The sequence below is a fragment of the Yoonia sp. F2084L genome (assembly GCF_023015625.1).
In the GTDB taxonomy this organism is placed as follows: domain Bacteria; phylum Pseudomonadota; class Alphaproteobacteria; order Rhodobacterales; family Rhodobacteraceae; genus Yoonia.
Map to the genome: position 1 here is coordinate 481,699 of NZ_JALKAH010000002.1, position 24,922 is coordinate 506,620.

Annotated in this window: 30 protein-coding genes; 14 read left to right on the plus strand and 16 right to left on the minus strand. The window is 56.9% G+C overall.

Features of this window, described 5'->3' with window-relative positions; all coding sequences use genetic code 11:
• Position 1: 1 nt before the first annotated feature.
• Complete coding sequence (locus MWU60_RS07900; RefSeq protein ID WP_247226700.1) at positions 2-235, minus strand: hypothetical protein; 234 nt, start codon at positions 233-235, stop codon at positions 2-4.
• A 104-nt stretch (positions 236-339) separates the two neighbouring features.
• Between MWU60_RS07900 and MWU60_RS07905 the strand changes: the two genes are divergently transcribed.
• Positions 340-1,050, plus strand: coding sequence for a M48 family metallopeptidase (locus tag MWU60_RS07905; protein ID WP_247226701.1), 711 nt, complete (start codon positions 340-342; stop codon positions 1,048-1,050).
• Here MWU60_RS07905 and MWU60_RS07910 read toward each other — a convergent pair.
• Entirely contained in the window at positions 1,047-1,340 is a 294-nt protein-coding gene (locus MWU60_RS07910) for a hypothetical protein (protein WP_247226702.1), read from the minus strand. The genes MWU60_RS07905 and MWU60_RS07910 overlap by 4 nt on opposite strands.
• A 149-nt stretch (positions 1,341-1,489) precedes the next feature.
• Between MWU60_RS07910 and MWU60_RS07915 the strand changes: the two genes are divergently transcribed.
• Positions 1,490-1,843 carry a GFA family protein gene (locus MWU60_RS07915; protein ID WP_247226703.1) on the plus strand — a complete coding sequence of 118 codons (354 nt, stop codon included), beginning with the start codon at positions 1,490-1,492 and terminating at the stop codon, positions 1,841-1,843.
• Here MWU60_RS07915 and MWU60_RS07920 read toward each other — a convergent pair.
• Positions 1,840-2,478: a hemolysin III family protein gene (locus tag MWU60_RS07920; RefSeq protein ID WP_247226704.1), complete on the minus strand. Its 639-nt coding sequence runs from the start codon at positions 2,476-2,478 to the stop codon at positions 1,840-1,842. The two genes, MWU60_RS07915 and MWU60_RS07920, sit on opposite strands and share 4 nt — an antisense overlap.
• Before the next feature lie 134 nt (positions 2,479-2,612).
• Here MWU60_RS07920 and MWU60_RS07925 point away from each other — a divergent pair, with 134 nt between their 5' ends.
• Positions 2,613-2,972 carry a diacylglycerol kinase gene (locus MWU60_RS07925; protein ID WP_247226705.1) on the plus strand — a complete coding sequence of 120 codons (360 nt, stop codon included), beginning with the start codon at positions 2,613-2,615 and terminating at the stop codon, positions 2,970-2,972.
• Between the two features lie 64 nt (positions 2,973-3,036).
• On the opposite strand, the gene MWU60_RS07930 is transcribed toward MWU60_RS07925, so the two are convergent.
• Positions 3,037-3,255: a DUF6500 family protein gene (locus MWU60_RS07930; RefSeq protein WP_247226706.1), complete on the minus strand. Its 219-nt coding sequence runs from the start codon at positions 3,253-3,255 to the stop codon at positions 3,037-3,039.
• A gap of 195 nt (positions 3,256-3,450) precedes the next feature.
• On the opposite strand from MWU60_RS07930, the gene MWU60_RS07935 reads away from it, so the two are divergent.
• On the plus strand, positions 3,451-3,981 hold the full coding sequence (locus MWU60_RS07935; protein ID WP_247226707.1) for a tetratricopeptide repeat protein: 531 nt from the start codon (positions 3,451-3,453) through the stop codon (positions 3,979-3,981).
• Positions 3,982-4,053: 72 nt separating this feature from the next.
• Positions 4,054-4,308: a DUF6455 family protein gene (locus MWU60_RS07940; protein ID WP_247226708.1), complete on the plus strand. Its 255-nt coding sequence runs from the start codon at positions 4,054-4,056 to the stop codon at positions 4,306-4,308.
• A gap of 36 nt (positions 4,309-4,344) precedes the next feature.
• On the opposite strand, the gene MWU60_RS07945 is transcribed toward MWU60_RS07940, so the two are convergent.
• Together MWU60_RS07945 and ppk2 are read right to left on the minus strand one after the other, a co-directional pair.
• On the minus strand, positions 4,345-5,577 hold the full coding sequence (locus MWU60_RS07945; protein ID WP_247226709.1) for an MFS transporter: 1,233 nt from the start codon (positions 5,575-5,577) through the stop codon (positions 4,345-4,347).
• Between the two features lie 96 nt (positions 5,578-5,673).
• A complete protein-coding gene (gene ppk2 / locus MWU60_RS07950) occupies positions 5,674-6,543 on the minus strand; it encodes a polyphosphate kinase 2 (RefSeq protein ID WP_247226710.1) in 870 nt (289 codons plus the stop codon).
• Between the two features lie 147 nt (positions 6,544-6,690).
• Between ppk2 and MWU60_RS07955 the strand changes: the two genes are divergently transcribed.
• Entirely contained in the window at positions 6,691-6,924 is a 234-nt protein-coding gene (locus MWU60_RS07955) for a hypothetical protein (RefSeq protein ID WP_247226711.1), read from the plus strand.
• 15 nt (positions 6,925-6,939) lie between these two features.
• Complete coding sequence (locus MWU60_RS07960) at positions 6,940-7,287, plus strand: YigZ family protein (RefSeq protein WP_247226873.1); 348 nt, start codon at positions 6,940-6,942, stop codon at positions 7,285-7,287.
• 221 nt (positions 7,288-7,508) lie between these two features.
• On the opposite strand, the gene MWU60_RS07965 is transcribed toward MWU60_RS07960, so the two are convergent.
• Both MWU60_RS07965 and rimO read right to left on the minus strand, forming a co-directional pair.
• Positions 7,509-8,309: a hypothetical protein gene (locus MWU60_RS07965; RefSeq protein ID WP_247226712.1), complete on the minus strand. Its 801-nt coding sequence runs from the start codon at positions 8,307-8,309 to the stop codon at positions 7,509-7,511.
• Positions 8,310-8,317: 8 nt separating this feature from the next.
• Complete coding sequence (rimO, locus tag MWU60_RS07970; protein WP_247226713.1) at positions 8,318-9,715, minus strand: 30S ribosomal protein S12 methylthiotransferase RimO; 1,398 nt, start codon at positions 9,713-9,715, stop codon at positions 8,318-8,320.
• Between the two features lie 273 nt (positions 9,716-9,988).
• Here rimO and MWU60_RS07975 point away from each other — a divergent pair, with 273 nt between their 5' ends.
• Together MWU60_RS07975 and MWU60_RS07980 are read left to right on the plus strand one after the other, a co-directional pair.
• Positions 9,989-10,648 (plus strand): VPLPA-CTERM sorting domain-containing protein, encoded by a 660-nt coding sequence (locus MWU60_RS07975; protein WP_247226714.1) that lies wholly within the window; start codon positions 9,989-9,991, stop codon positions 10,646-10,648.
• A gap of 142 nt (positions 10,649-10,790) precedes the next feature.
• Complete coding sequence (locus MWU60_RS07980) at positions 10,791-12,722, plus strand: outer membrane beta-barrel protein (RefSeq protein WP_247226715.1); 1,932 nt, start codon at positions 10,791-10,793, stop codon at positions 12,720-12,722.
• A 97-nt stretch (positions 12,723-12,819) separates the two neighbouring features.
• On the opposite strand, the gene MWU60_RS07985 is transcribed toward MWU60_RS07980, so the two are convergent.
• Together MWU60_RS07985 and MWU60_RS07990 are read right to left on the minus strand one after the other, a co-directional pair.
• A complete protein-coding gene (locus tag MWU60_RS07985; RefSeq protein WP_247226716.1) occupies positions 12,820-13,410 on the minus strand; it encodes a GcrA family cell cycle regulator in 591 nt (196 codons plus the stop codon).
• A 154-nt stretch (positions 13,411-13,564) separates the two neighbouring features.
• Complete coding sequence (locus tag MWU60_RS07990; RefSeq protein ID WP_247226717.1) at positions 13,565-14,176, minus strand: hypothetical protein; 612 nt, start codon at positions 14,174-14,176, stop codon at positions 13,565-13,567.
• A gap of 107 nt (positions 14,177-14,283) precedes the next feature.
• Between MWU60_RS07990 and MWU60_RS07995 the strand changes: the two genes are divergently transcribed.
• Positions 14,284-15,087, plus strand: a complete 804-nt coding sequence (locus MWU60_RS07995) for an ABC transporter permease (RefSeq protein WP_247226874.1) — start codon at positions 14,284-14,286, stop codon at positions 15,085-15,087.
• Here the strand turns inward: MWU60_RS07995 and MWU60_RS08000 are convergent.
• From MWU60_RS08000 to MWU60_RS08010, 3 genes are all read right to left on the minus strand, one after another.
• Positions 15,084-15,497 (minus strand): hypothetical protein, encoded by a 414-nt coding sequence (locus tag MWU60_RS08000; protein ID WP_247226718.1) that lies wholly within the window; start codon positions 15,495-15,497, stop codon positions 15,084-15,086. The two genes, MWU60_RS07995 and MWU60_RS08000, sit on opposite strands and share 4 nt — an antisense overlap.
• A gap of 70 nt (positions 15,498-15,567) precedes the next feature.
• Complete coding sequence (locus MWU60_RS08005) at positions 15,568-16,446, minus strand: DMT family transporter (protein WP_247226719.1); 879 nt, start codon at positions 16,444-16,446, stop codon at positions 15,568-15,570.
• Positions 16,447-16,475: 29 nt separating this feature from the next.
• Complete coding sequence (locus MWU60_RS08010; protein WP_247226720.1) at positions 16,476-17,663, minus strand: sialidase family protein; 1,188 nt, start codon at positions 17,661-17,663, stop codon at positions 16,476-16,478.
• A gap of 267 nt (positions 17,664-17,930) precedes the next feature.
• Between MWU60_RS08010 and MWU60_RS08015 the strand changes: the two genes are divergently transcribed.
• The 4 genes from MWU60_RS08015 (at position 17,931) to MWU60_RS08030 (ending at position 21,227) form a co-directional block, all read left to right on the plus strand.
• The gene (locus MWU60_RS08015) at positions 17,931-19,112 is read left to right on the plus strand and encodes an aspartate aminotransferase family protein (protein ID WP_247226721.1); all 1,182 of its coding nucleotides are present in this window, start codon (positions 17,931-17,933) and stop codon (positions 19,110-19,112) included.
• Positions 19,105-19,587, plus strand: a complete 483-nt coding sequence (locus tag MWU60_RS08020; protein ID WP_247226722.1) for a GNAT family N-acetyltransferase — start codon at positions 19,105-19,107, stop codon at positions 19,585-19,587. Before MWU60_RS08015 ends, MWU60_RS08020 begins: the two co-directional genes overlap by 8 nt.
• Before the next feature lie 37 nt (positions 19,588-19,624).
• On the plus strand, positions 19,625-20,530 hold the full coding sequence (gene argF / locus MWU60_RS08025) for an ornithine carbamoyltransferase (RefSeq protein WP_247226723.1): 906 nt from the start codon (positions 19,625-19,627) through the stop codon (positions 20,528-20,530).
• Positions 20,531-20,627: 97 nt separating this feature from the next.
• Positions 20,628-21,227 carry a short chain dehydrogenase gene (locus MWU60_RS08030; RefSeq protein ID WP_247226724.1) on the plus strand — a complete coding sequence of 200 codons (600 nt, stop codon included), beginning with the start codon at positions 20,628-20,630 and terminating at the stop codon, positions 21,225-21,227.
• Between the two features lie 302 nt (positions 21,228-21,529).
• Here MWU60_RS08030 and MWU60_RS08035 read toward each other — a convergent pair whose 3' ends face one another.
• From MWU60_RS08035 to rpmB, 3 genes are all read right to left on the minus strand, one after another.
• Positions 21,530-21,988, minus strand: coding sequence for an NUDIX hydrolase (locus tag MWU60_RS08035; protein ID WP_247226725.1), 459 nt, complete (start codon positions 21,986-21,988; stop codon positions 21,530-21,532).
• A 67-nt stretch (positions 21,989-22,055) separates the two neighbouring features.
• Positions 22,056-24,461: an ATP-dependent helicase HrpB gene (gene hrpB / locus MWU60_RS08040; RefSeq protein WP_247226726.1), complete on the minus strand. Its 2,406-nt coding sequence runs from the start codon at positions 24,459-24,461 to the stop codon at positions 22,056-22,058.
• Between the two features lie 142 nt (positions 24,462-24,603).
• Positions 24,604-24,888 carry a 50S ribosomal protein L28 gene (rpmB, locus tag MWU60_RS08045; RefSeq protein ID WP_247226727.1) on the minus strand — a complete coding sequence of 95 codons (285 nt, stop codon included), beginning with the start codon at positions 24,886-24,888 and terminating at the stop codon, positions 24,604-24,606.
• Positions 24,889-24,922: the final 34 nt, after the last annotated feature.

Here is a 24,922-nt window from a genome sequence, read left to right on the forward strand (position 1 = left end):
CCTAACCCTTGCGCAATTGGTAGATGCCTTCAGGCAGATCCAAGGCCGCCTCTAAGTCCCGCAACTGAGTGAGCGACAGCGTGATGCGCACCACTTCATCGCTGCGCGGATCAACTTGTGTGATCGTGATGCAATCATCAAAGGCATTGATGATCACATCCTCCTTTAGCGGGGCTTTGCCTTCGTCGACAAGGGTAACGACGGTGGCGTCATAGTCGTGTTCGATTGTAAACATGGATATAGCCTAGCCCTCGATATGGTGCGGCGCAATCGACACTGGTTGTCAGTACAAGAGATGCTAAGCTATCCTCCAACAACTGAGATTTCGCGGAGGCTTTTATGCGTCTATTGCCGATTGTTTTGATGCTGGGCTTGGGGGCCTGCACGCCGGTTGCGGTGCAAAACGTGCCAAGCACCCCTGCCGTTCAAGCTAACCCAACGCCGCCGCAACTGTCGCAGCGGCAGGCAGTGAATAATTTCGAGTTCGTCGTGCGCCGGGTCGAGCCTGTGGCCGAACAATTCTGTCGCGCGCGGACCCGCGGCGTGAACTGCGATTTTCGGATCGTGGTCGACGACCGACCCGGTCAAGGCGTGAATGCGTTTCAAACGCTGGATCGCAGCGGGCGGCCCATCATTGGCTTTACGGTGCCGCTGATCGCCGAGGCGCGCAACCGCGATGAACTGGCCTTTGTCATGGCCCATGAGGCGGCACATCACATCGAAGGGCATATTGCGCAACAGAGGCAGAATGCGGCCTTGGGGGGCATGTTGATCGGCACTCTGGCGGGGGCGCTGGGAGCCACGGATGCAAGCGCGATCGAGAGCGCACAAAGGATCGGCGCTACGGTCGGTGCGCGGACGTATTCCAAGGACTTTGAACTGGAAGCGGATGCGCTGGGCACGCAGATTGCGGCGGCGGCTGGGTTTGACCCGCTCAACGGCGCGCAGTTCTTTTTCCGTATCCCTGATCCGGGTGACAAGTTTTTGGGAACACACCCGCCGAACGCGGACCGGTTGAGGACAGTGCAGCGGGTTGCGGCCGGTCTTTAGTACTGCAACTGCGACTTGGCTGCATGCCGTTCGCGCAGGCGTATCAAGATCCCAACGCCGGAAATGCAGATAAAGAAAATCTGGATCATCGCGGAAGCGAGGTTGAACGCGTTGGTCAGGCCGATCAGCACCATGCAGGCGGCGGCACCATTGACGACAAAGTACGAAATGCTTTCCGATTTGACGCGCTGAAACGTCAGCATGGTGTAGTTCAGGACATAAAGCCCAAAGCCGGCGATCCCGATGGCGTCAAAAAACGTTGGACCATAAAAAACAATAAAACTGGTCATCGGGACCGCCTAAATTCTGAAATAACTCTTTAACCCAAGGCGAAAATTGCCTCGCAGGGCGCAACATCGCGCCTTAAGATAACCTTAGGTGAGGTATGCACCTATTGTCAGGTCAGGCATTCCTTACCCTAGGGAAAGGACGTGCTCTTATGATTACGGGATCCTGCCACTGCGAAGCAGTGCACTATGAATACAATCACACACCGCGTTGGACCACTTCGTGTAACTGCTCGATCTGCCGCAGGCTGGGGGCATTGTGGATTTATGCCAAGGTGCCCCTGATCAAGGTGACTGGTCCGACAATCAGCTATGCCTGGGGTGAAAAGTCTTTGGCGTTTCACAGTTGTAATATCTGCGGCTGCACGCCTCATTGGGAAAATCTGAAACCGACAGAGCCGGATGCCCGGATGGCCGTCAATTTGCGGTTGGCTGATCCTGAGGTCATCACGACCGTGCGTGTACGCCATTTCGACGGCGCAGATACATGGGCGTTTCTGGACTAGATCATTGCTGCCGTTGCAATCGCGATAGCGGCAAAGAAACAGGCAGAGGCCGTCACGACAAATCCGTGCCAAATGGCAATGGAAAACTTCATCGTTTCACTGGCGTAGAAAGGCACCCCCGCCGTATAAAGCAGGCCACCCACCGCCATCAGCACCATTGCCGAAACAGGCACAATCGGCCAAAGCGACCAGATCAGCGCAAGGCTGAGCCAGCCCATGATCAGGTAAAGCGCCGGCCCAAACCGCCCCGGTGTGCGCCAGAAAAATATCTTGAGCACCATGCCAATGACCGCCAATCCCCAAACGACCGCGAGCACAGCATAGGCAAACCAAGTGCCGATCATGACGACCAGCGGTGTGTAGGTGCCTGCGATCTTAAGGTAGATTGCTGCGTGATCAAAGCGGCGCAGCAGCGGTCTGATGCCCTCCCAAGGGGTCATGTGATAAAAGGCTGATGCAACAAAGGTCGCAATCAACGTGGCCCCGTAGACTGAAATCGCCGCGATCTGGGCGGCACTTGCGGCCTCGGCAGTCCAGACGATCAGTACGATTGCCCCCGATATCGCCCCCAACACGCCCACGGCATGCATGGTCCCATCGGCAATGCGTTCAGAGCGGGCATAGGTCGGATACATGCGTTTTCCTCATTGGGATGTGTAAAGGGTAGCCAGAACACAGGGTTCGTCAAATGTTTCGTTAGGTCAGTGTCAGGCTTGGCAGGACACGACAGATCGCCCAAAGTCAGGCCGGAACCAAAGGGATAACAGTGATGTGGCAGCAAATTCTGCGGGTGAGGCAAAGGGCGATCTGGTCATGGGACGGTTTTGCACATGTCTACAAAACCGAAGGGTCGTTGATGCAATGGTTGGTCGCGAATGCCGTCTTTGCGATCTTGGCCTTTGCCTTGCCGCTCAGCGCGGGTGAGCGTGGGATGCTTTTGATGGGTGGCATCATCGTGCTGGCCGCAGAATGCATGAACACCGCGATTGAGCGGGTGGTCGATGATATCAGCACCGAAAAACGCGATGCAGCCAAACACGCCAAAGACTGCGGATCAGCCGCCGTGGCCGTAACCGCCGTTGGGGTTGGGGTGGCGTGGGTTTGTGTGCTTGTTGGGTTGGTGTGGTGATAGAAGCAGCGCAAAGCTGCGTGCTTTGGTGACATTGGGGCTTTGAGGATAATACTGTTGCGCTTTAAACGCCTGAACTGATCATGTCTCGGATCTTTACGGCTTTCTCAAAGTGATTCAACTCGTGGGTTTTAATCCACCATTCTGCCGCTTCCATCAGCAACTGAGGATTGTCATTTTTATTGGCAAAAAAGGCGTAAAAAGAAAGACCAACCGTTTCGCCCTTTTTTGCAATCTTGTCATTGCAGATCGCAATTGCCTTGGTTCTCAAAGTAGGTCTCATGCTGACTCCATCCATTCCGCCTCGGTAGGTCTATTAGAACGTATAAAGAACAAATGGCCGCAGCAACTAACGATGATTGGCAAATCAGGGATTAAAGCAGACATCCACCCCCCCCCCAACCGCATTTTCACACCCCCCCACTTTCCTCCACGCCCACGAAAGCTATCTATCAATCAACCAACGATGGAGACACCGATGCGCCTGACCACTTTGACCCTTGCTTTGTTCCCAATGGCCGCCTTTGCCGCAGGTGGTGGGGGCGACACTGCTCCGAAGCCGTCCGAAACCACGACGACTTGTGCCGAAGGTCTGGTCTGGGATCTTGCGACGGAAAGTTGCATGGATCCTGCCGAGAGCACAAATGACGATACCGCACGGCTGAATGACGTGCGCGAGTTGGCTTATGCCGGGTACTATCAGGCCGCACTTGATGTGCTTGACACGCTAGAGAACCCGCAAGCGCCGCTTGCCTTGACCTACTACGGTTTTGCGCATCGCAAGGCGGGCCGTGTCGCACTTGGTATGCAGTACTATAACGCCGCGTTAGAGGCTGACCCGGACAATCTGCTGGCCCGATCCTATATGGGGCAGGGGTATGTCGCATCAGGCGATATGGTGCTGGCGCAGGCGCAGTTGACTGAAATCCGCATGCGTGGCGGGCGTGACACTTGGGCTGAGGCGTCGCTGGTGCAGGCGATCAATACTGGCGTGGGGTCCTCTTACTGACTTGATCTAGCGCAAAGCGCACGGTGCGGGTGGGATGCTATGCAATGACCATCCGCAACCGGAGGATCAAAGATGCAAACCTTGGGTGACCCCCGCGAACACTTCTGGCGCGTCATTAAGATGGCCAAAGCCTGCGAGGTCGATTTATCGACCGCACTGGATGATGGACAGATCAACGTGGCCGACTGGGCCGACATGATCACTGGTTGCCGCGGCTGCACGGAAGTTGACAGATGCGATCGGTTGATGCGACAGGAAGAGCATGTTGCACGGGCGCCAGAGTACTGCGTGAACCGCGAGACTTTTGCAGAATTGCGTCAGGCCTAAGAGCGCAGTCTACTAACCGCTTTATCTATGAAGCGTCTATGGTGTGTTCGTATCGTTCACATTCCGCGCTGTCATGTAGACCAGCCCTGAAACCAGTATCAAAGCACCCATCGCACCGAATGCCATGCGATATTGATCCGTGACGGTGAACTCCCAGCGGGCCGTTGCATCCAGGATCTCGCCGAAAGCCAGTTGCATCAGGGGTATGGCGGCCACTGACACCAGCGACAACAGCGTAGATGCGCGCCCCAGCAGATCATCTGGCACGCTTCTGCGCATATGCGCGCCAAGCGGGATGTAGAATTGTTGGCAAAAGACCATGATCACCAGCAAGGCTATGGCCAGACCTGCGGGTGGTTCGTCAATCGCGGCCAGTGCGAACAGGCTGAGTGCCGAGACGCTGAATGCAACACCGATCAACGCCCGACGCGAGGCCGCATTGCGGTCAAGAAGCCCGAAAACATAGCCCGCCACTATCGTTGCGGAGAAAAGCAACAAAAGCACCGCACCTGACTGTTCTGCCGTCAGGCCCGTCACGTCCTGAAGGAACGGTCCGCCCCAAAGGCCCGTGATCGTTGTAATCGGCGCAAATGTGACGGTGCCCAGCACCAGAATCTTCAGAAATTCAGGCTGTCGCAGAAGGGTCAGGTATCCACCGCGCGCTTCTGTAGTCGTCGTATCCGCTGGCGTAGCAGGTCCGGGCGTGATCGCGCGAAAAACACCCCCGGCCAGAAGCATCGTCAGAACCGCAACGGTTCCAAACACGGCCCCCCACGGTAACCGCTCTAACGCGACAGCGAGGGGGTAGGTGCCCAGAAGCCCGCCGATCCCGCCCAAAGTCACCACAAGGCCGCTGATGTAGCCAAAATCTTTGGTTATGAAGTTTCGCGCAATGATCACATGGGTGGCGGCTCCCATCGCGGCGAGGCCGATGCCGATCAGGACACGCGACACCACTGCAACATCAAAGCTGTCAGCAATCGCAAAGCCTCCGGTGCCCAAGGCGATGATCAGGATACAGACACTCAGAACAATCCGTGGACCAATACGGTCAAGGGCAACACCGAAGGGGACCTGCGACACGATGGTCGCAAAGAACATCGCCGAGACAAGCCCACCAACCGTCGCCGCAGAAAGCGCGAAACGGTCCATCAGGATCGGGGTAAAAACACCGCCAGACGCGCGATGGAATTGCCCAAGCGCAAAGATCGCCACACAGACGAAAAGCACAGTGATCTGTTGTCGGGTGAATGACTGCTTCGTGGTCATGGGACGGGTTAAACCCCAAGCGCGGTCAGTCAGCAAGACGCGTAGCTGTCAGGCCACCATGTCGGGCGGGCGCCGCATACGACGGCGCCCGTGTTGCTACGCTTTCGTCCGCCGCGTTTCTGGATGCAACGCTGTGCCCAGAATGTGGTCGGCCCGGTGGATGACCTTTTTGGCACTGCCGACAATCTCGGGCTGTGGCGGTGCCGCGACCGTAAGATCTTTGCCGGGATAGTCCAATGTCGACAGGAAATGGCGCATGCAATTGAGGCGCGCACGCTTCTTGTCGTTGGATTTGACGACCGTCCAGGGCGCGTCGGCAGTGTCAGTATAAAAGAACATCGCTTCCTTGGCTTCGGTGTAGTCGTCCCATTTATCAAGGCTGGCCTTGTCTATAGGCGACAGCTTCCATTGCTTCAGCGGGTCTGTTGCACGCGATTCAAAGCGGAGCTTCTGCTCGTCCTGCGTGACCGAGAACCAATACTTGTAAAGGCGAATGCCCGAGCGGGTCAGCATCCGCTCCAGCTCAGGCGTCTGGCGCATGAATTCGAGGTATTCTTCAGGTTCGCAAAAGCCCATGACCCGTTCAACACCGGCACGGTTGTACCAGCTGCGGTCATAAAGAACCATCTCGCCCGATGTGGGTAAGTGGTTGACGTAGCGCTGAAAATACCACTGACCGCGTTCTTCGTCCGTGGGTTTGTTCAGGGCAACGACACGGGCCGCCCGCGGGTTGAGGTGTTCGGTAAAGCGCTTGATAGTGCCGCCCTTGCCAGCCGCATCACGACCTTCGAACAGTAGAATAAAACGCTGACCGGTCTCCTGCGCCCAAAGTTGGACCTTGAGCAGTTCGGCCTGCAACTCGGCCTTTTCGGCCTCGTAGGGACGGCGGGCGAGCTTGGGCAGCGACGCGGGTTTGCGCCGCGTGCGACGGGGCTTTGGTTTGGTGTCTACAGCGGTGTCTTTCATGTCCCTCTCCTTTATAGCTTGGGACAAGCTTACCGGTGTTTGCAGCGGCTAGCCTTGATGTGGGTCAAGGGCTGCGACAGCGCGACAGTTGAAAAATTGGCCCATTGGGCTAGTTTTGTTGTCAGGAAAGCACCGCAGGAGGACATCATGCGTCTCACAGTACTCGCCTTTACCTTGCTGCCGATGGCGGCAACGGCCCAGAACACCACATTGCCCGCACCAACCGAACCGCTGGCCCAATCACAAAGCTGCCCTGTCGGCATGGCATGGGATGCCGGGTTGAACGCCTGCGCGCAGGTCACTGAAACCGCATCGCCCATGAAGGGATTGGGCGAACACGGCGGCTGCAACTATGGTGCCGCCCGCGAGGTCACGTCCTGATCCGAGGACCAGCGCCTGAAGGTTATTGAAAACGCACTAAGCGACCGCGGCTCAAAATACGCGGTCAGCGGCGGGCCCGTGACGTCAGCAGAGGACGCGCGGGCCTTTGTCAAAGAGTTGTGCCGCCGCAAGAAGTTTGCGAAAGCGACGCATAACACATGGGCGGTTTTGCTGCCCGACGGCCCCCTGAAAAATGACGACGGTGAAAGCGGCGCAGGCATGGTCATCCTGCGGATGCTGGAGCGCGAAGGGCTGGAAGGCCACATCATCGTGGTGACACGGTGGTTCGGCGGGGTGAAGCTGGGCGGGGATCGGTTTCGCAGGGTGCAGGATGCGGTGCGGGTTTATTTGGAGGTGGTGTAGGGTGGGTGAAACCCACGCGAGCTACCGAAGCCAAGGAAAGCAACGGTAGGGCTGCGGCCGACCTGGAGGGCGCTGTGTCAGGGGAGTGTGAGGCGGGGCAAGTGCCACGCATCCGACGCTGCTTTATGTGAATGACTTTGCAAAAGCGGCCTCCGGGGGGAGGTCGGCCGCTGCCCGGCGTGGGCCGGGCGGCATTCTTACCTGAAAATTCCAGCAAGCAGCTAGTCATACTTTTGCTGGATGTCGAGGCCGTTTGATCTCAAGAAATCAATCGCGTTCGTGTACTTAACCTTAAATGGTGGAACTCGGATATCTAGCGGGCTAAACGAAATGGAAATCCTCGGTATGCCTGCTCCGGCTCGATCAGAAGGAAATAGTGGCCGCAATGATTTAAGAATTTTGCCGGCACTTACGTGATGTTTTGCTTCATTTCTGCAGTGACTATTAAGGGCAAACCGGTAAGAACCGAGTATAATGTCGATCAAACTCGGCATATGAGATTGCCCTATCGCAGAGTAGTGTAATCCGACAACTCTATCCAACCGAAACTGCTCAGAATGAGGCAGTCCAGTTAGGCCGATAGAGAATTTTTCAGTAAGATGCCCGTCGATCTTGTTACCAAGGTCATTGAAGCGATCAAGAAGGACCATGCCGCAGGTATCCGCAGCCTTCAACAAATAGGAGAAGTTCAGACAAATCTCATTAATGCCATTGCGGCGACCAAGATCAGCGTCCGTAACAAGATCATGAAGAACGTGGTAAACTAGAAATTGGCAAGCGTGATCGCATGCTGCCTCTATTAATTCGGACTTTAGTCCTATGAATTCCTGATGTAACAGGTGTTTTGGTCCGGGATTGAACTTGAGCTTCTCTGAACGATCTATTTTGTACTTTTCCCGGATTAGCCAAATTTTGTCGTTTAAGCTCTGAAACTTATCATCGTCGACTGTTAGACCGCCATATATAAGGAAGTCGCCGTCTCTTGTTTCCATGTTGGTTTCGTCACAGTAGATAAATTTCAATTGTTTTCCTAGCCGGTAAGCAGTCTACCCCACAAATCATACTCTCCGGCCTCTTCAACCTCAACCTGTATATTGACCCCCACGGTCAACCCCTCAACCCCCTCATCGATAAACAAATTCCCGTCAATCTCCGGCGCGTCCGCCCACGTCCGGCAGGTTGCAATCCCATCTTCATCGATGTCGTCCACGATCACCTCAAGCGTGCGTCCCACCTTCGCCTCTAGCTTGGCCGCCGAAATCGCCTGCGCTTTCGCCATGAACCTGTCCCAGCGGTCTTGTTTGACCTCAGATGCCACATGGTCAGGCAGGGCGTTGCTGCGCGCCCCGGCGACGTTTTCGTATTGAAAGCAGCCAACCCGGTCCAATTGCGCTTCGTCCAGCCAGTCCAGCAGGTGTTGGAACTCGGCCTCCGTTTCGCCCGGGTAGCCGACGATGAAGGTCGAGCGCAGGGTGATATCGGGGCATTGCGCGCGCCATGCCGCGATCTCGTCCAGCGTTTTTGCCCCCGCCGCAGGCCGTGCCATGCGCCGCAGCACGTCGGGGTGGCTGTGTTGGAACGGGATATCGAGGTAGGGCAGCACGCCGTTGGACGGGTCCGCCATGATGGGGATCAGGTCGCGCACATGGGGGTAGGGGTAGACGTAGTGCAGGCGCACCCAAGCGCCAAGTTGCCCCAGCTCGCGCGTCAGATCGGTGATATGGCTGCGCACCTCGCCGTCTTTCCACGGGTTCACGTCGTATTTGCGGTCAAGCCCGTAGGCAGAGGTGTCCTGGCTGATCACCAAGAGTTCTTTCACGCCCGCCTCCACCAGCTTTTCCGCCTCGCGCAGCACCGCGTGGGCTGGGCGGGATGCGAGCCGCCCGCGCATGTCGGGGATGATGCAGAACTTGCACTTGTGGTTACAGCCTTCGGAGATTTTCAGATAGCTGTAGTGGCGCGGTGTAAGGCTGACGCCGCTGGCGGGTAGCAGGTCGATGAATGGGTCAGGGGCGGGCGGCACGTTGGCGTGCACGGCATCCAGCACCTGTTCGTATTGATGCGGGCCAGTAACGGCGAGAATTTGTGGGTGATGTTCGCGGATGTAGTCCGGTTCCGCCCCCAGACAGCCCGTCACGATGACCTTGCCATTTTCGCGCAACGCCTCGCCAATGGCATCGAGGCTTTCGGCCTTTGCGCTGTCCAGAAACCCACAGGTGTTCACGATGACAGCCTCGGCCCCCGCATAGTCGGGGCTGATCGCGTAACCTTCGGCCCGCAACCGCGTGAGGATGCGTTCACTGTCTACAAGCGCTTTGGGGCAGCCTAGGCTGACCATGCCAATGGTGGGCTGGCCGGCGCGCGGCGCATCTGTGATTTTCGCAGCAGGCGCGAGGTCTGGGCGAAGGCTTGGTGGGTTTTGTGTCATATGCGGCGTATAGCGTGAGGTGAGCCCATTGAAAATGGCCGTTCACGCACATGAATCAGGCAATAAGAAGATGGTATAACTGCCGTTTGGTACGGCATTGTTCCGCAATGATGCGAAATAGCGGACCATGGTGCAATTTGTTTCCCATTTTGGGACATCGCTGATCACAATTGAGACCCATGCAGCGTTAACACTTGATTAACACTTTGACGCGCGTATCGTGACGTTATTGAAAGCGATCTTTTTGTGTTTTTAACCGTATGTGGGGTTCATATGAGAACAATTTTATTGGCTGCAGTTGCAGCAACACTTGGCTTCTCCGGGGCCGCAAACGCAGCTACACTGACCTTTGATGAGTTCACGCATGGCGAAAATGTCACCAGCATCAATCTGGGCGGTGGCGTCACGGCAAGCGTCACCGCGAACGGCAACTCTTCCAGCGCGCCGGACGAGGCTTGGGTGTTCAACACCGGGCTGACCGGGACGCAGGATCCAGATCTTGAAGGGCCGTTCACGATGGACGGCAATGTCTACGACATCAACGTCGGCAATGCGCTGATCATTCAAGAGCATGACAACGCGCCCGACGACGATGGCAACGGGGGGTGGATCACATTCACCTTCTCACAAGCCATCAACTTCCTTGGATTTGATTTTCTCGATGATGAGATGGTCTTTGTCAGTGATGATAACGGTAATGGCGTGTCGGTCGGTCAGCCTAGAGGCCGTGCTTTCGACAACTACATCACTAACTCCGGTTTGTTGAACTGGCAGAACGTGACCGCGCTGACATTCGACTTTGGCAGCAATTCCGGCGCGATTGATAACCTAGAGTATGAGATTGCAGCTGTGCCACTGCCTGCATCGGCACTCCTGCTCTTGGCGGGTCTGGGTGCTTTGGGCTTTGCGTCACGGCGGCAGCAAGCCGTCTGAGCCTCTTGGCGTGATGACTGGTCTGGTTTTGTTGACGAGACAAGAAAACCGACTTGAAACGTAGGGTAACTAATGGTTAACGTATGCCTCGGGGGCGCAATTAGGCGTTCTGGGTAATTGCCTATTTTTAATGAGGATTATTATGAAACGGATACTGTTTTCCGCGAGCAGTGTGTTGGCGATGTCAGTCAGCACTGCATATGCCCAAGACACGGGCCACGATTGGAACGGTTGGTACGCTGGTGTACAACTCGGTTCCACTCAGCACAAAACAACTTATGAAGACGTCGATTATGACTGGTTCGGCAGCACGATTGACCTGCGGTCATTGGGCGGTTCAGTTGGTGTAACTGGCGGCTACAACATTGTTAGCGACAACGTTTTGTTAGGTATAGCCGCTGACCTGAGCTACCTGACCAACTCAGAAGAATACATCTATTCAAGCGATGTGCAGATTCAGAATGATGTTGACCTTTTGGCAAGCTTGCGTGGCCGCGTTGGTCATGCTGTTGGTGACACGGTTGTCTATACAACCGCCGGTCTGGCCTATGCCAACTTTGAACGGTCGTGGACTGAATTTAACGATGTGGATGATACATGGCCCGATCTGGGTGATGGAAAGCTTGGTGTCGCACTTGGATTCGGTCTTGAGCAAGCCATCAACGAACGTCTTTCGGTCGCAGGCGCATTCCAGACCAACATCTTTGGTGAAAATTCCAGCACCAATCCGAATGATTTCACCCTGCGCATCAATGACCGCATCCACACGCTCAGCTTGGCTGTGAACTACAAACTTGGCGATGTTGCGGGCAATGGCGCGGCAACAGCGGCGAATGGTACGCCGGCTGATTTCTCGGGCGCCTATGTCGGAGGACAGCTTGGTGGGGCCTTTGCCGACATTTCAACGACAGATGTTAACTTTGAGGAATTTGGTAGTACCTATGATGTCGGAAATTCAGGCGCGCTTGCAGGTATCTCAGGCGGCTACAACTGGCAAATGGGCGCAACAGTTCTTGGTGTCGAAGCCAAAGTGAACGCTGGCGATCTGAGCGAAAGCTATGATTTTAGTCAGGGTTTAGGTGATGTTGTCACCTCAATGGATCAAATTGTCAGCTTGCGTGGTCGTGCCGGTGTCGCCGCAGGTGATACGTTGCTTTACGTCCTTGGCGGCGTGTCAACGGCTGATGTCGAAAACAACTATGAATTCTTCGATGGGGACACCAGCGATACCTATACCGGGATCACAGTCGGTGCAGGCGTCGAACAGTTCATCAACAGCAATCTGTCGTGGACAACCGAAGCATCCTACACCTTGTTTGATGGCAAAGAAGACGCAATCGACGACAATGAAGTGTACAAGGGCACGGCTGACCTTTTGGCGGTATCGGCTGGTGTGAATTATTACATCGGTGCAAGCGATCGCTCTCAGGGTTCAGGTGCACTAGCCGCGTCGCATGATTGGTCTGGTCCCTACGCCGGTATCGACCTTGGTGCCATGGCCAATGAAGCCAGCATCACCGACGTTGACTATGATGAATTCGGTGGCACTTTCGACACCGTTTCATTGGGTGCTGGTCTTGGTGGTCACGCTGGTTACAACTGGCAGAATGGCAGCTTTGTCTACGGTGTTGTTGCTGATGTTGCGGCGTACTCGAACGATGAGTCGATCACCTCGGATGGCTACCGCACGATTGCTTCCAGCATCAGCGCGATGGGCACGCTACGTGGCCGCGCTGGTATCGCAACCGGTGACAGCTTGCTCTATGCAACTGCCGGTTTGGGCGCTGTCCAGTCTGACCTGGTTCACAACGAGCCGGATGCGGACGACCCAGACAGCTTTGACCTGAGCGACACGCGCCTTGGCGCCGTGGTTGGTTTGGGTGTTGAGCATGCGTTGTCTGACAGCATCAGCTTCAAGGTTGAAACCCTGTACTTTACTTCGAACGATGATGAGTACACGCAGGATCCGACGCAGGAATGTGACGGTCCGGATGGGTTCGATGGCGAGGACTGTGCGATGATCGGTGTCGATTCAAACATCACGATCAAAGCTGGCGTGTCGTTCTCGTTCTAAGATACGCCTTTGAAAAGAATTGGCCCGCCCCGTTATTCTGGGCGGGCCTTTTTGTGTTCGCTGCGCAACGGCATGCGCAGACATCGATCGTTGTTTGTTACCGCCGCCTGTCACGCCGTGACGACATTGGCTGGAAGGCCACGCCGACATGGGCCTCGCAGTATGGCTTGCCTTGCTGCACGGCCAGACCGCAGAACCAGAAATCCTCGGTCGCGGGGTCGCCAACAGGCCATTTGCAGGTCTTCTCGGTCAGTTCCATCAGGCTGATGCGCTTGGCCGTCTTTTCGACCTCACTGACCTTGGCCAGCGCCTCTGGGCTGATCTCATTCGCCGAAGGCTGTGGTGGCAATGGCTGACCGGCAGGAATAATCGCACGGCGCGCGGCTGAGATCGGGATCCCGTTCTCATCCAGCTCCGGCTCTTCTTTGGGCGGCATCGACGCTGGGGCCGCCTTTGGCTTGGGTGCCGGTTTAGCTGCTGGTTTCGCGGCCGCTGCAGGTTTTTCCTTTGGTGCGGCTTTGGATGCAGATCCGCCAGAGCCTGCCCGGTTCGATAGCCCCAAACGGTGTACCTTGCCGATGACGGCATTGCGGGTCACACCGCCGAGTTCCTTGGCGATCTGGCTTGCGGATTGGCCTTCGCCCCACATTTTCTTGAGCGTCTCAACGCGCTCGTCTGTCCAGGACATATGAATTCCTTTGGTTTTCCGGCGGGATCTTACGTTACGAAGATCGGGCCCTTCATGATCAAGTCTTCAGCATACTAATCATTGCAGCAGGTGATGTGAACCCGGGCAAGGCGGTTTTCGCCAAGTTCTGGCAATCTGCTGCAATGATTGTCGCCTAGTTCAGGCTGCAACATCCCGTACTTGGCCGCTGATTGTCGACATAGTGCAGCCCGTAAATGCGATCACTCATCCCGTCAGAGCAGCGGCCGGGCAGGATGTGGGCCGTGACATCCTCGCCTTGCGACTGCCAGACGAACCGGTATCCGAATTCAGCAACCGAGACATTCTCGGGAGCGGGCGACATTGATGTGATGGAATGGCGCATGATGCTTCCGGGCGTTGCATAGTCCAGCACGGCACCACCACCAAATGTTATGGACCAAAAGGGTTCAGTTCCAAAACACCTCAGACCCTCGGGAAGGCCCAGCGACATAACGCGCTGGTCCTGCCGATTGAGAAAGCGAAAGGCGGCCCAGCCCGCATTTTCGCTCGCATTGACAAGCGCCCAGCCGCCTTGGCGGCTAAGTGTGATGACCTCGATATCGCGTGCGTCATGTGCCAACGCACCAATCACAGCGGCATCGCCATCTGGTGCGGCCCGGATGTTCAGGGTGTCATTTTCCGCGACGCCGGTGACAGCATATAGAGCAGGAAAAAACGGATCAATTTCATCCGCTGTTGCCGATGCGGTCCAACAGGCCAATACGATGCTCAATAAGATGCGCATGATTTGCTCCTTTTGCGTCAGACCCTATCACAATGACGATCTTCTACCACAGGGCTGGCCATCGCAGCACAATCCGCTATGTCGGCAGTCGCATAAGGATGACCGTGATGATTGAAAATAGCGAAATGGGCGTGCGCCGCTTTGGCAGGGTGAACTGGCTGGGGACATGGACGCTGACGCGCCGGGAAATCCGGCGCTTCATGAACGTTTGGTCACAGACTGTGATGGCACCGCTGATTAATGCAGGGCTATTTTTGCTAATCTTCACGATCGCCATTGGGTCCCAACGGGGCGAGGTGATGGGTGTACCCTTCATGGTGTTTCTGGCGCCGGGCATTCTGACCATGACGGTGATCCAGAACGCTTTTGCCAATACATCCTCCAGCCTTGCGTCGGCCAAGGTGCAGGGCAATATCGTTGATACACTCATGCCGCCACTGTCTGCGGCGGAACTGGTGGCGGGCTATATCGGTGGGGCCGTTGCGCGCGGGGCCTTGGTGGCCATTGTGATCGCGCTTGGATCAGCGCTGTTTCTTGGCGTTGGCATGCAGGCACCGGTGTGGGTTATTGTCTTTGTTCTGCTGGGGTCGATCCTGATGGGTGGGCTGGGCATGATCGCTGGGATCTATGCCAATAAGTTCGATCAGCTTTCAGCGATCTCAAACTTTCTGATCACCCCGTTGGCTTTTCTGTCGGGTACGTTTTATTCCATCGAAGCCCTTCCGCCACTGATGCAGACCCTCAGCCACGCCAACCCGTTCTTTTACATCATCGACGGGGTTCGGTTTGGGATGATCGGGGTCAGCGACAGCAGCCCCTGGGTGGGTTTGCTGGTGGTGAGTGCAGCCTGCATCGTCGTACTGGGCGTGTGCCTGCGCTGGATGCAGACGGGCTATCGGTTGAAGGCTTAGGTCACGTCACGCACAGGAATACCCCGTTCGGCCATCACCGCAATCAGTGTGTCAATGTCTGGCAAATCGCCTGAGAAAATCGCCTCTTCATCACCGTTTCGGTAGACAATCCAGACTTCGGTTTCAAAGCGCACGTCGCTGACACGCAGGTGTGCGATGTCATCCAGGGAAATCGGACGCGGATGACGCCAGGCCGAAAGCACCAGATAATCGGCGTCGATCCGTATGCCGGAAGGCGGCTTGCGCATGAAGAACCAAGTCACTGTCACAGCGGCCAAGATGCCTGTGAAAAGCAGCAGGTTTTCCACCTCATAGCGAACAATAGCAACGACCAAGACGACCAAACCGATCAATGCCAGCCAGATGACACCCTTGCCGGGTGCGCGACGATACTCGTAAACCTCACTCATGGTTTTGCGCGTAACTTAGAAACATGGCCGGATTTTGACCATGATTAATGGGTGATGAACCGCTGCAGAACTATTTGCGTAAATGCCGTTCGCGCCACGCCAAGATACTGGCACCGCTCAGAATAATCATGGCACCAATAATGCTGATCTCGTCGGGCCAAACGTCAAAAATGATCAGGTCATAGAGCGTCGCGAAGATCAGAGTCACATAACTGAACGGTGTGATAAAGCTCGCGTCGGCCCGCGCCATCGCGTTGACGAAACAGGCCTGCGCCGAGGCCATCAGAACGCCTAGTGCGGCCAGCGCCCCCCATTGCGACAGCGTTGGCATGACCCAAACCGGCAAAACCGCCAATGTTGCGATGCACAGGCCAATCGTGTTGTTGATCAGCAGGATTTGCAGCGGCGCTTCGCGATTGGCAAGCTTTTTGATGAAGATCAGCTCCATCCCCATGACGACAGCCGCCCCCAGCGCCAAAAGACCCGCCAGTTGAAAGCTCTCCGGGCCGGGACGCAACAGGATGAGCGCGCCCAGCAGTGCCGTAAAGGCGGCAAACCAACGCCAAGGCCCCACTTTTTCACCCAGCAGCGGGATTGCCAGAAGCATCCCGAACACCGGGTTAAGGAAGCTGATCGCGGTTGCGTCCGACAGCGGGATGAAGGCCACCGCAGCAAACATCAGCGTTACACCACCCCAGCCAAACAGCGTGCGCCCGATATGCAGCCCAAAATGCGGGCGCGATATCTTGGGGCGCAAAACCGCGGCGACCGATGCAATCGCCAGAAAGGCAAACAAGAACCGCCCGTGGCTGATTTGCAAAGGATGCAGGGGTGGGCCAAGCGCATCGGTGCCCAAGGCCTTTGCCATCAGCATTGTTCCCGCGATAAACGCGGTCGCCGTCAGCATGAAAGCTACGGCAACAGGTGGATTGGCCGCGCGCAGGGTCATGACGCATCAGTGAACCCGGAAGCGGGCAGTTACAAGAGCGGCAACGGCTGGTTTTGCGCTGCGTAGTCCACAACTTCGACACTCAGGATCGTGGGCAGATGTCGTGCGATTTCATGCCAGTTGTCGCCCTCATCAAAGCTGCCAAAAACGGACCCACTGTTGGAACCGAAGTAGACGCCCGCAGGGTCTTGTTGGTCTCCGCCCATCGCCTGCCGCAATACGGTAAAGAAGCAGCCCTCTTGCGGTAGCCCGTTGCGGCCGTCTTCCCAACTGGTGCCACCATCGCGTGATCGCCAGACGGCAGCTGCGGCATCAGGGGGGTATCGCCCCGCACTGTCGCCATTCAGGGGCAGGGTCCAGATCGTATCCGGGTCACGCGGATGCACCCGGATCGGAAAACCGAAGGTTGAGGGCAGCCCCGCATTCGCATCGTCCCAGCTGCGGCCACCGTCAGACGATCGCCAAACACCATGGTGGTTTTGCTGATAAAGCAGATCACCATCACCCGGTGCGCGCATCATGTTGTGCACGCAATGTCCAACCTCGCCATCGCTCGGCGCGGCCGGATGGTCGTGCCCTTCGCAGGCGGCGGCGTTGGTCATGCGGTTGCGCCGCTCCCATGTTGCACCCCCATCCTCTGACGCAAAGACGCCCGCAGCAGAGATGCCAACCCAGAGTTTTTTTGCATCATGCGGGTCCGTCACAATCGTATGCAGGACCAATCCGGCGGCGCCGGGGTTCCAGTCCTTGGCCGAAGGGTGTTCGGTCAGAGCATCCACCTTTTCCCACGTTTGCCCAAAATCAGTGCTGCGCAACAAGGTCGCAGGTTTGGCGCCCGCATAAAGCACCCCATGCGCAAAATGCAGCGACCAGATATCGGTGAATGCGTCCTCAAAGGGTAGTGGTTCTCCGGTCCAGCCCATCATCTTGGCGAAATCGGGGTCATTTGCAGCCCAATCGTCCATTTGGCCTTTGGTCAGTCGGGTGAGGTCCCATGTTTGCCCGTGGTCTGTCGACCACCAGATACCGGCGCCGAAGAAATCGCCACCGCCGCCTGCCCAAATACGGCCAGAGGCGGGGTCGGCCACGACGTGCCCAATCGACCAGCCATCGCAGAATGGTCCACGTACAGACCATGTTGCGCGATCGGTTGATCCATCAATCAAGAAGGCCCCTTTGGTCGTGCCAACGAGTGCGGTCAGGTCAGGATGTGTCATGAGATGCTCCATTTTTGAACGCACAGAGTTTAGCACACGCCCAAAGCCGTGCCTAATTGCAGCCATAGGTTGCTTTGCGGATTTACGACTTCCTTTTGCAAATCAACTGGGCTACCACTGCGCTATGATGAATGCTGCGACATATGAAATTCGACGCCGACGCTAATGCGCGCCGTCCTTTTGCCACGTCCATCGTAAACCCCTAACATTATTGACACCTCGCAATTGGTCCTGCACCAATCGAGCTTACGTTTAAGGAAGATCGCTATGATCGCATCTATTCTGCCGACCTATTCACGTGCGCCCCTGACTTTTGTGTCCGGGGAAGGCTCTTGGCTGGTGGAAGCTGACGGGCGACGCTTTCTTGATTTGGGCGCGGGGATCGCGGTCAATGCGCTGGGCCATGCGCACCCCGCATTGGTTGAGGCGCTGTCAGGGCAGGCAAATGCGCTGTGGCATGTCTCCAACCTCTACAATATCCCCGCGCAACAGCAGTTGGCTGATGCGCTGGTTGAAAAGACCTTTGCGGATACAGTGTTCTTCACCAACTCCGGGACGGAAGCCTGTGAACTCGCTGTCAAAATGGCGCGGAAGTATTGGTTTGATAAGGGTGCTCAGGATCGAACCCAGATCATCACCTTCTCTGGTTCCTTCCACGGTCGCTCCAGTGCGGGTATCGCCGCTGCCGGCTCTGAGAAAATGATCAAAGGCTTTGGCCCGCTCTTGCCCGGGTTCACGCATCTGGAGTTCGGTGACCACGATGCCCTGCAAGCGGCAGTCTCGGACAAGATTGCTGCGATCATGGTTGAGCCCGTCCAAGGCGAAGGCGGCATACGCCCCTTGCCGGATGCATGTCTCAAAGGACTGCGCGATCTGTGCGATGAACATGGCATTCTGATGATACTGGACGAGGTACAATGCGGCATGGGCCGGACCGGTAAGCTTTTTGCGCATGAATGGGCCGGGATCACACCCGACATCATGATGGTTGCCAAGGGCATCGGCGGCGGCTTTCCATTGGGTGCGGTCCTGGCCACCGAAAACGCGGCATCGGGCATGACCGCAGGCACGCATGGATCAACCTATGGGGGCAATCCGCTGGCCTGTGCGGTCGGCGCCAAAGTGATGGAGATCGTCGGCGACGATGCGTTTCTGGCCGAGGTTAATCGCAAGGCGGGGCTGCTGCGGCAAAAACTGGAAGGCGTCGTTGCGGCGTATCCTGAGGTTTTTGAAGCCGTGCGCGGGTCCGGCCTGATGCTGGGGCTGAAATGCAAAGCGACGAACACCGATGTGGTGGGTGCAGGCTTTGCTGAGGGTGTGCTGACTGTCCCTGCCGCCGACAATGTCGTGCGGCTATTGCCTGCGTTGAACATTACCGATGAAGACATCGGGCTTGCGGCAGAAAAGCTTGATGCCGTCGCATCCCGCGTGAAGGAGGCCAATGCGTAACTATTCGTTTCGTCCCCTGACCGAGGCTGACCTGCCTTTGATGCGCCGCTGGCTTGACACGGCGCATGTCAAAGTCTGGTGGCCTGATGCGGATAAACAGCTCGCGTTGATGCAACAGGATATGAACAAATCAAGCATTGATATGTGGGTGGTCAGCCTGATCAACCAGCCTTTTGCCTATATCCACGATCACGATGCGCGGGCTTTTGATATGCCGCAATATGCGGACCTGCCGCAGGGCACACGCGTAATGGCGACCTTTGTGGGGGATACGAATTTCATGGGGCAGGGGCATTCGGCGGGATACATCGACGCGCGCGTGCGTGACATGCGGTTGCGGTATCCGATGGTGGCTGTGGGTCCGAATACGACCGACACGCGGGCCATCAGCATTTATCGACAGGCCGGTTTCATGAACCGACGATTGGCATCAACGCGCGACGGACGCCTTGTGCAAGTGATGACACATCTTTGAATTCTCCGGCCCAAGCGGCCCAACAAAAGCGAAACTCATGACCCATTTTCTTGATATTCATACGACCCCGACCAACGCCCTGCGGGGCATCATCGACAACGCGCAAACGATGAAGACAGCGCGCGCAGGCAAACCCAAGGGCACGCCAGATGCCGAGCAACCTCTGGCGGGGCACATGGTGGCGCTGATCTTTGAAAAGCCCTCGACACGGACACGCGTGTCCTTTGATGTCGGCGTGCGCCAGATGGGCGGGCAAACGATGGTGCTGTCCGGGGCCGACATGCAGCTGGGCCATGGTGAAACCATCGCCGATACCGCGCGCGTGCTGTCGCGCTACGTCGATCTGATCATGATCCGCACGTTTGAGGAACAAACTCTGCTGGATATGGCCGAATACGCGACTGTGCCGGTCATCAACGGGCTGACCAACCGCACCCACCCGTGTCAGATCATGGCCGATATCATGACGTTTGAAGAACACAACGGTCCGATCAAAGGCAAAAAGGTCGTCTGGTCAGGCGATGGTAACAACGTCTTTGCCAGCTTCGCGCATGCCGCCAAACAGTTCGAATTTGATCTGGTCTTTACCGGCCCGCCGCCGCTTGACCCCGAACCCGCGCTTGAAGGGCTCTATACAACCGTACGGGATCCAAATGAGGCCGTTCAGGGGGCTGATCTGGTGGTCACGGACACTTGGGTCAGCATGCATGATCCGCAATCAGCACGCGAACGGCGGCACAATCAATTGCGGGGGTATCAGGTGAACGATGCGCTAATGGCCAAGGCCAAGGATGATGCGCTGTTCATGCATTGTCTTCCCGCGCACCGCGATGATGAGGCAACAAGCAGTGTGATGGATGGCCCCCATTCGGTGATCTTTGATGAGGCCGAAAATCGACTGCATGCGCAAAAGGCGATTATGCGGTATTGTCTGGGGGTTTAAGGGGACAGGTCGATAGCGTGAAGCCGTCCCGGTGAATAAGGGCCGCGGGCCATCAACCGCGATGCGAACGGTATGATAAGGCATTGGAGGATCCGGGATGAAAATCATCGTAGTGGGTGCCGCCGGCGATATTGGGCAGGCAGCATGTAAGGACCTTGGCGAGAGGCACGACATTGTCACCGTTGGGCGTTCTGGCGGAGATTACCGCGTGGACGTGACCGATTTAGATGCCGTAAAAGCGTTGTACCAGAAGGTTGGTACTTTCGACGCGGTGGTGTCCTGTGCGGGCGATGCAACCTTTGCGCCGTTGCTTGAGTTTGATCAAGACGCCTTCATGGTCGGTCTTCGGCAAAAGGTGATGGGACAGATCAATCTAGTTCTTGCTGGGTTGGACGTGATTGCGGATTGCGGATCATTCACCCTGACCAGCGGTGTTCTTGATCGCGACCCGATCCGCATGGGGACCAACGCCGCGACGGCCAACGGTGCGTTGGCGGGCTTTGTGACGAGTGCTGCGATCGAAATGCCGCGCAGCCTGCGTGTGAATGTCGTCAGCCCGGGACTGTTGGATGTCTCTGCTCCGCGTTACGGGGAATGGTTTGCAGGCCATAAGCCCGTGCCATCGCGCGATGTCGGGCTCGCATATGCCAAATGTGTAGAGGGCGCTATTACGGGTCAGGTTGTTATCGTTGCTTAGTGGGCAGAGCAAAACGAACAGTGATCAGATATCGGTTTGCCCGCAGAATTCAATCAAACGGCAAAAAAGGATCAATATGGCGGATGCTCTGTTCGTAGTGCACACAGATTAACCATTTGTTAACCGGCGTTACCTTAGCTTGGTGCTTGGCCGTTTGGCTGGGCAGCGCCGCAACCGCCCTCACAGGGGTATGCTTTGCGGTATACACCTCCGGATGGGGCGCTGCCGCTAAAAGATCGCATGATTTGTTTTGCAATTGGTTAAAGGGTGTAGCCAATCGTACCAAAAAGTCGTGCCAGCTGCTACTCTAGCGCCATCAACAGCGCCTTCAGCCCAGTATCATCGACCTTCTTGGCCGCCTTTTTCAGCGGCATCCACTTGCGTTTCCGCAGGTCCGCTTCTGGATAGGTCTTTGTCATCTCTTTGACGTCGATCCGGTAGACGCTGACATGGCAGATCGCGGTGCGGCCGTCGTCAAACCGCTTTTCCGTGACATAACCCCCAATCGGCGCTTTGCTGACTTTGCCTTTGCGCAGACCAGCCTCTTCCCAGGCTTCAACCTTTGCCGCTTCTGCATCGGTGAGCCCATCCATGGGCCATCCTTTGGGCACGATCCAGCGTCCGCGCGAGGATTTGACCAATAACACCTCTTGCCCGGCCTTGCCGTCACGCAGGCAAAGCGCACCAACCTGCGCAATCGCAGTCGGATCAATGATACGGACCTTGCGGCCCGTCCAAAAGGAACGGTCTAGATTGCTCATGTACCCGCCAATAGGCTATTTTTATTACATTTCTTTTAACATAAGCCGAATCGATGCGCAAACAAGCTTAGGTGCCGCGGGGTTTCGCCCGTAGCGTAGGGTCGGCCTGAGTCGGGTCCTCGGGCCAGGGATGACGCGGGTAGCGGCCCCGCATGTCACGCCGGACGTCAGCATAGGATGTGGCCCAAAACCCGACAATGTCCTGTGTCACCTGTACTGGCTTTTGTCCCGGCGATAGCAAGGTCACACGCAGCGGTGTACGCCCGACAACCGGGTGTTTGGTCACGCCAAACATTTCCTGCAGGCGCAGGGTGATTTCTGGTGCCTCGCCCTCATAATCAATTGGGATCTTGCGGCCGAGAGGGGTCACGAAATGCGCAGGGGCCGCGCGATCCAACTGCTGTGATTGGTTCCAATCCAACATCGCGTGCAGGGCCGGCAAGATATCAAACCGTTTCCAATCCTCCGCACTGCGCACGCCCTCCAGATGCGGTGAGAGCCAAGTTTCCAAGTCATCCATGAGGCTTGCGTCATCCATGCGCGGTAAGCCATCAACCAAAGCCACGCGCGCACGAAACCGCTGTGCTGCAGGCGAAGGTCGCAAGCCCAATTGCCGCACGCCCTCCAGCATTGCAGTCGTGACCGCCTCTGCCGGCGCATCAGACCATTGCCGATCGTCCAAGGCCAGTGTTCCAAAGCGTTCCTGCTGCCGGGTCAACACCCGGCGTTCCCGCTTGGACCATTCACAAGTATCGACCCATGCGATCTGATCGGCAAAGATTTCGCGCAATTCCCGTTCGGTAAGAGTTGCCGCCTGCCTGATCCGGGCCTCACGGGGGTCGCCATCCAGGTCGGTCGCCACGATCAACCGCGAACCGGCCATCGGGTCGACGGCATTCATAACTGCCCCTTTGCCGCCTGACAGAACATAGCGTGGATCATCGCCTTTGCGGCGCAGCCCGATGCGATCAGGGTAAGCAAGAGCGGCTTGTTGCCCAAGGCTTAGCAGTGGCCCGTCACTCAGGCCTTTGGCCAGACGGGGCACTTCTGTCTTGATCTGTGCAATGGCCGCATGATGCCTTTCGCCGGGGCCTTCATAGCGACCTCGAAGCGCCGCAATGCGTAAGCTCAAATCAACCGGTGCGCCGCGCAGCGGATCGCGTGCGGACAAGAGTGCGGCCAATGGTGCTGCACTTTTGCCCGCCGTTTGCAACATATGGGCCAGTCGTGGGTGCAAGGGCAGGGCGGCCAAGGCGCGCCCGTGTGATGTGATGTGCCCTTCCGCATCCAATGCTCCCAAACCGTGCAGCAGGGCTCGCGCTTCGACTAATGCGCCAGTCGGGGGTGGTGTCAGAAACGCCAGATCATCGCTGCCCCACGTCGCTAACTCCAATGCAAGACCAGCCAGATCAGCAGCCTCAATTTCGGCGGGGGCAAAGGCGGGTAGCGCACCATGTTCGCCCTTGGTCCACAGGCAAAACGCATCCCCCGGCGCCACGCGACCTGCGCGGCCTGCGCGCTGGGTGGCTTCGGCTTTGCTGACCCTTTCGGTCACCAGCCGGGACATGCCAGAGCCGGGATCGAACCGCGCGCGCCTAGCGCAGCCCGCATCAACGACGACGCGGATGTCCTCGATCGTCAGCGAGGTTTCAGCGATCGAGGTTGAAAGCACAATCTTGCGCCCTGATGCGACCGGGCTGATCGCCTTGCGTTGCTCGGCAAAGGACAAAGCGCCATAAAGGGGGCGGATGGTGCAGCCCTCAGGCAAACGGCCTTCTAGACTTGCCGCAGTCCGGCGAATTTCGCCCTCACCGGGCAGGAAGACCAAGACGCCGCCTGTGGTATTGCCGACAGCCTCCAGCACCAGATCAGCGGTCGCTTGTTCAAGCCGTTGGGTTTTTGGCAATGCGCGATCAAGATAATGAGTTGTAACCGGATAGGATCGCCCCTCTGACGTCACCACCGGCGCGGCGTCCAGCATGGCCGCGACCGGTTCGGCATCAAGCGTTGCGGACATTACCAGCACGATCAGATCGGGGCGCAGGACAGTACGGGCTTCCCATGCCAGCGCCAACCCCAGATCGGCATTGAGAGAACGTTCGTGGAATTCGTCAAAGATCACAGCACCCACGCCGGTCAGTTCAGGGTCTGACTGGATCATGCGGGTCAGAATGCCCTCGGTGACGACCTCAATCCGCTGTCCGGGTTTGTTGTCGCCACGCATGCGGTAGCCGACAGTCTGGCCCGGTTTTTCACCCAAACCTTCGGCCAACCGTTCTGCTGCGGCGCGGGCAGCAAGGCGGCGGGGTTCCAGCATGATGATTTTGCCTGTGGTCAGCCCCGCATCCAGCATAGCAAGCGGGACACGCGTTGTCTTGCCCGCACCCGGCGGGGCCTGCAGAACGGCGCGACGGTGATCGGCCAGGGCAGTCATCAAGGCAGGCAGAATTGGATCAATAGGCAAAGCGGTCATAAGGCAGCTTTGCCATAAGGTGGGTCAAGACACCACCTTACGTAGGCGGCATGTAAGGTGGACATCTGTCCACCCCCCGCCAACAAAAGGCCCGACCGCTTTGAAAGCGACCGGGCCTAAATCTTGCTGAACGGTGGATTGCTTAAGCAGCAGTTGCCTTGGCAATCTCTTTCTTGACCTTCAATGCATCGTCAGAAAGCTCAGCTTCCTTGGCTTTGGCCATGAACGCATCCAGACCACCGCGGTGATCAACAGTGCGTAGGGCAGCATTGGAAATTTTGAATTTGAAAGACCGGCCCAGCACGTCGGACATTAATGTCACGTCCTGCAGGTTTGGCAAAAAGCGGCGGCGGGTGCGGTTTTTGGCGTGGCTGACATTGTTGCCAGACATTGGGCCTTTTCCAGTCAGTTCGCAACGGCGTGACATGGGCGTTTTCCTTGTCTTTTGGACGTCAGCCACC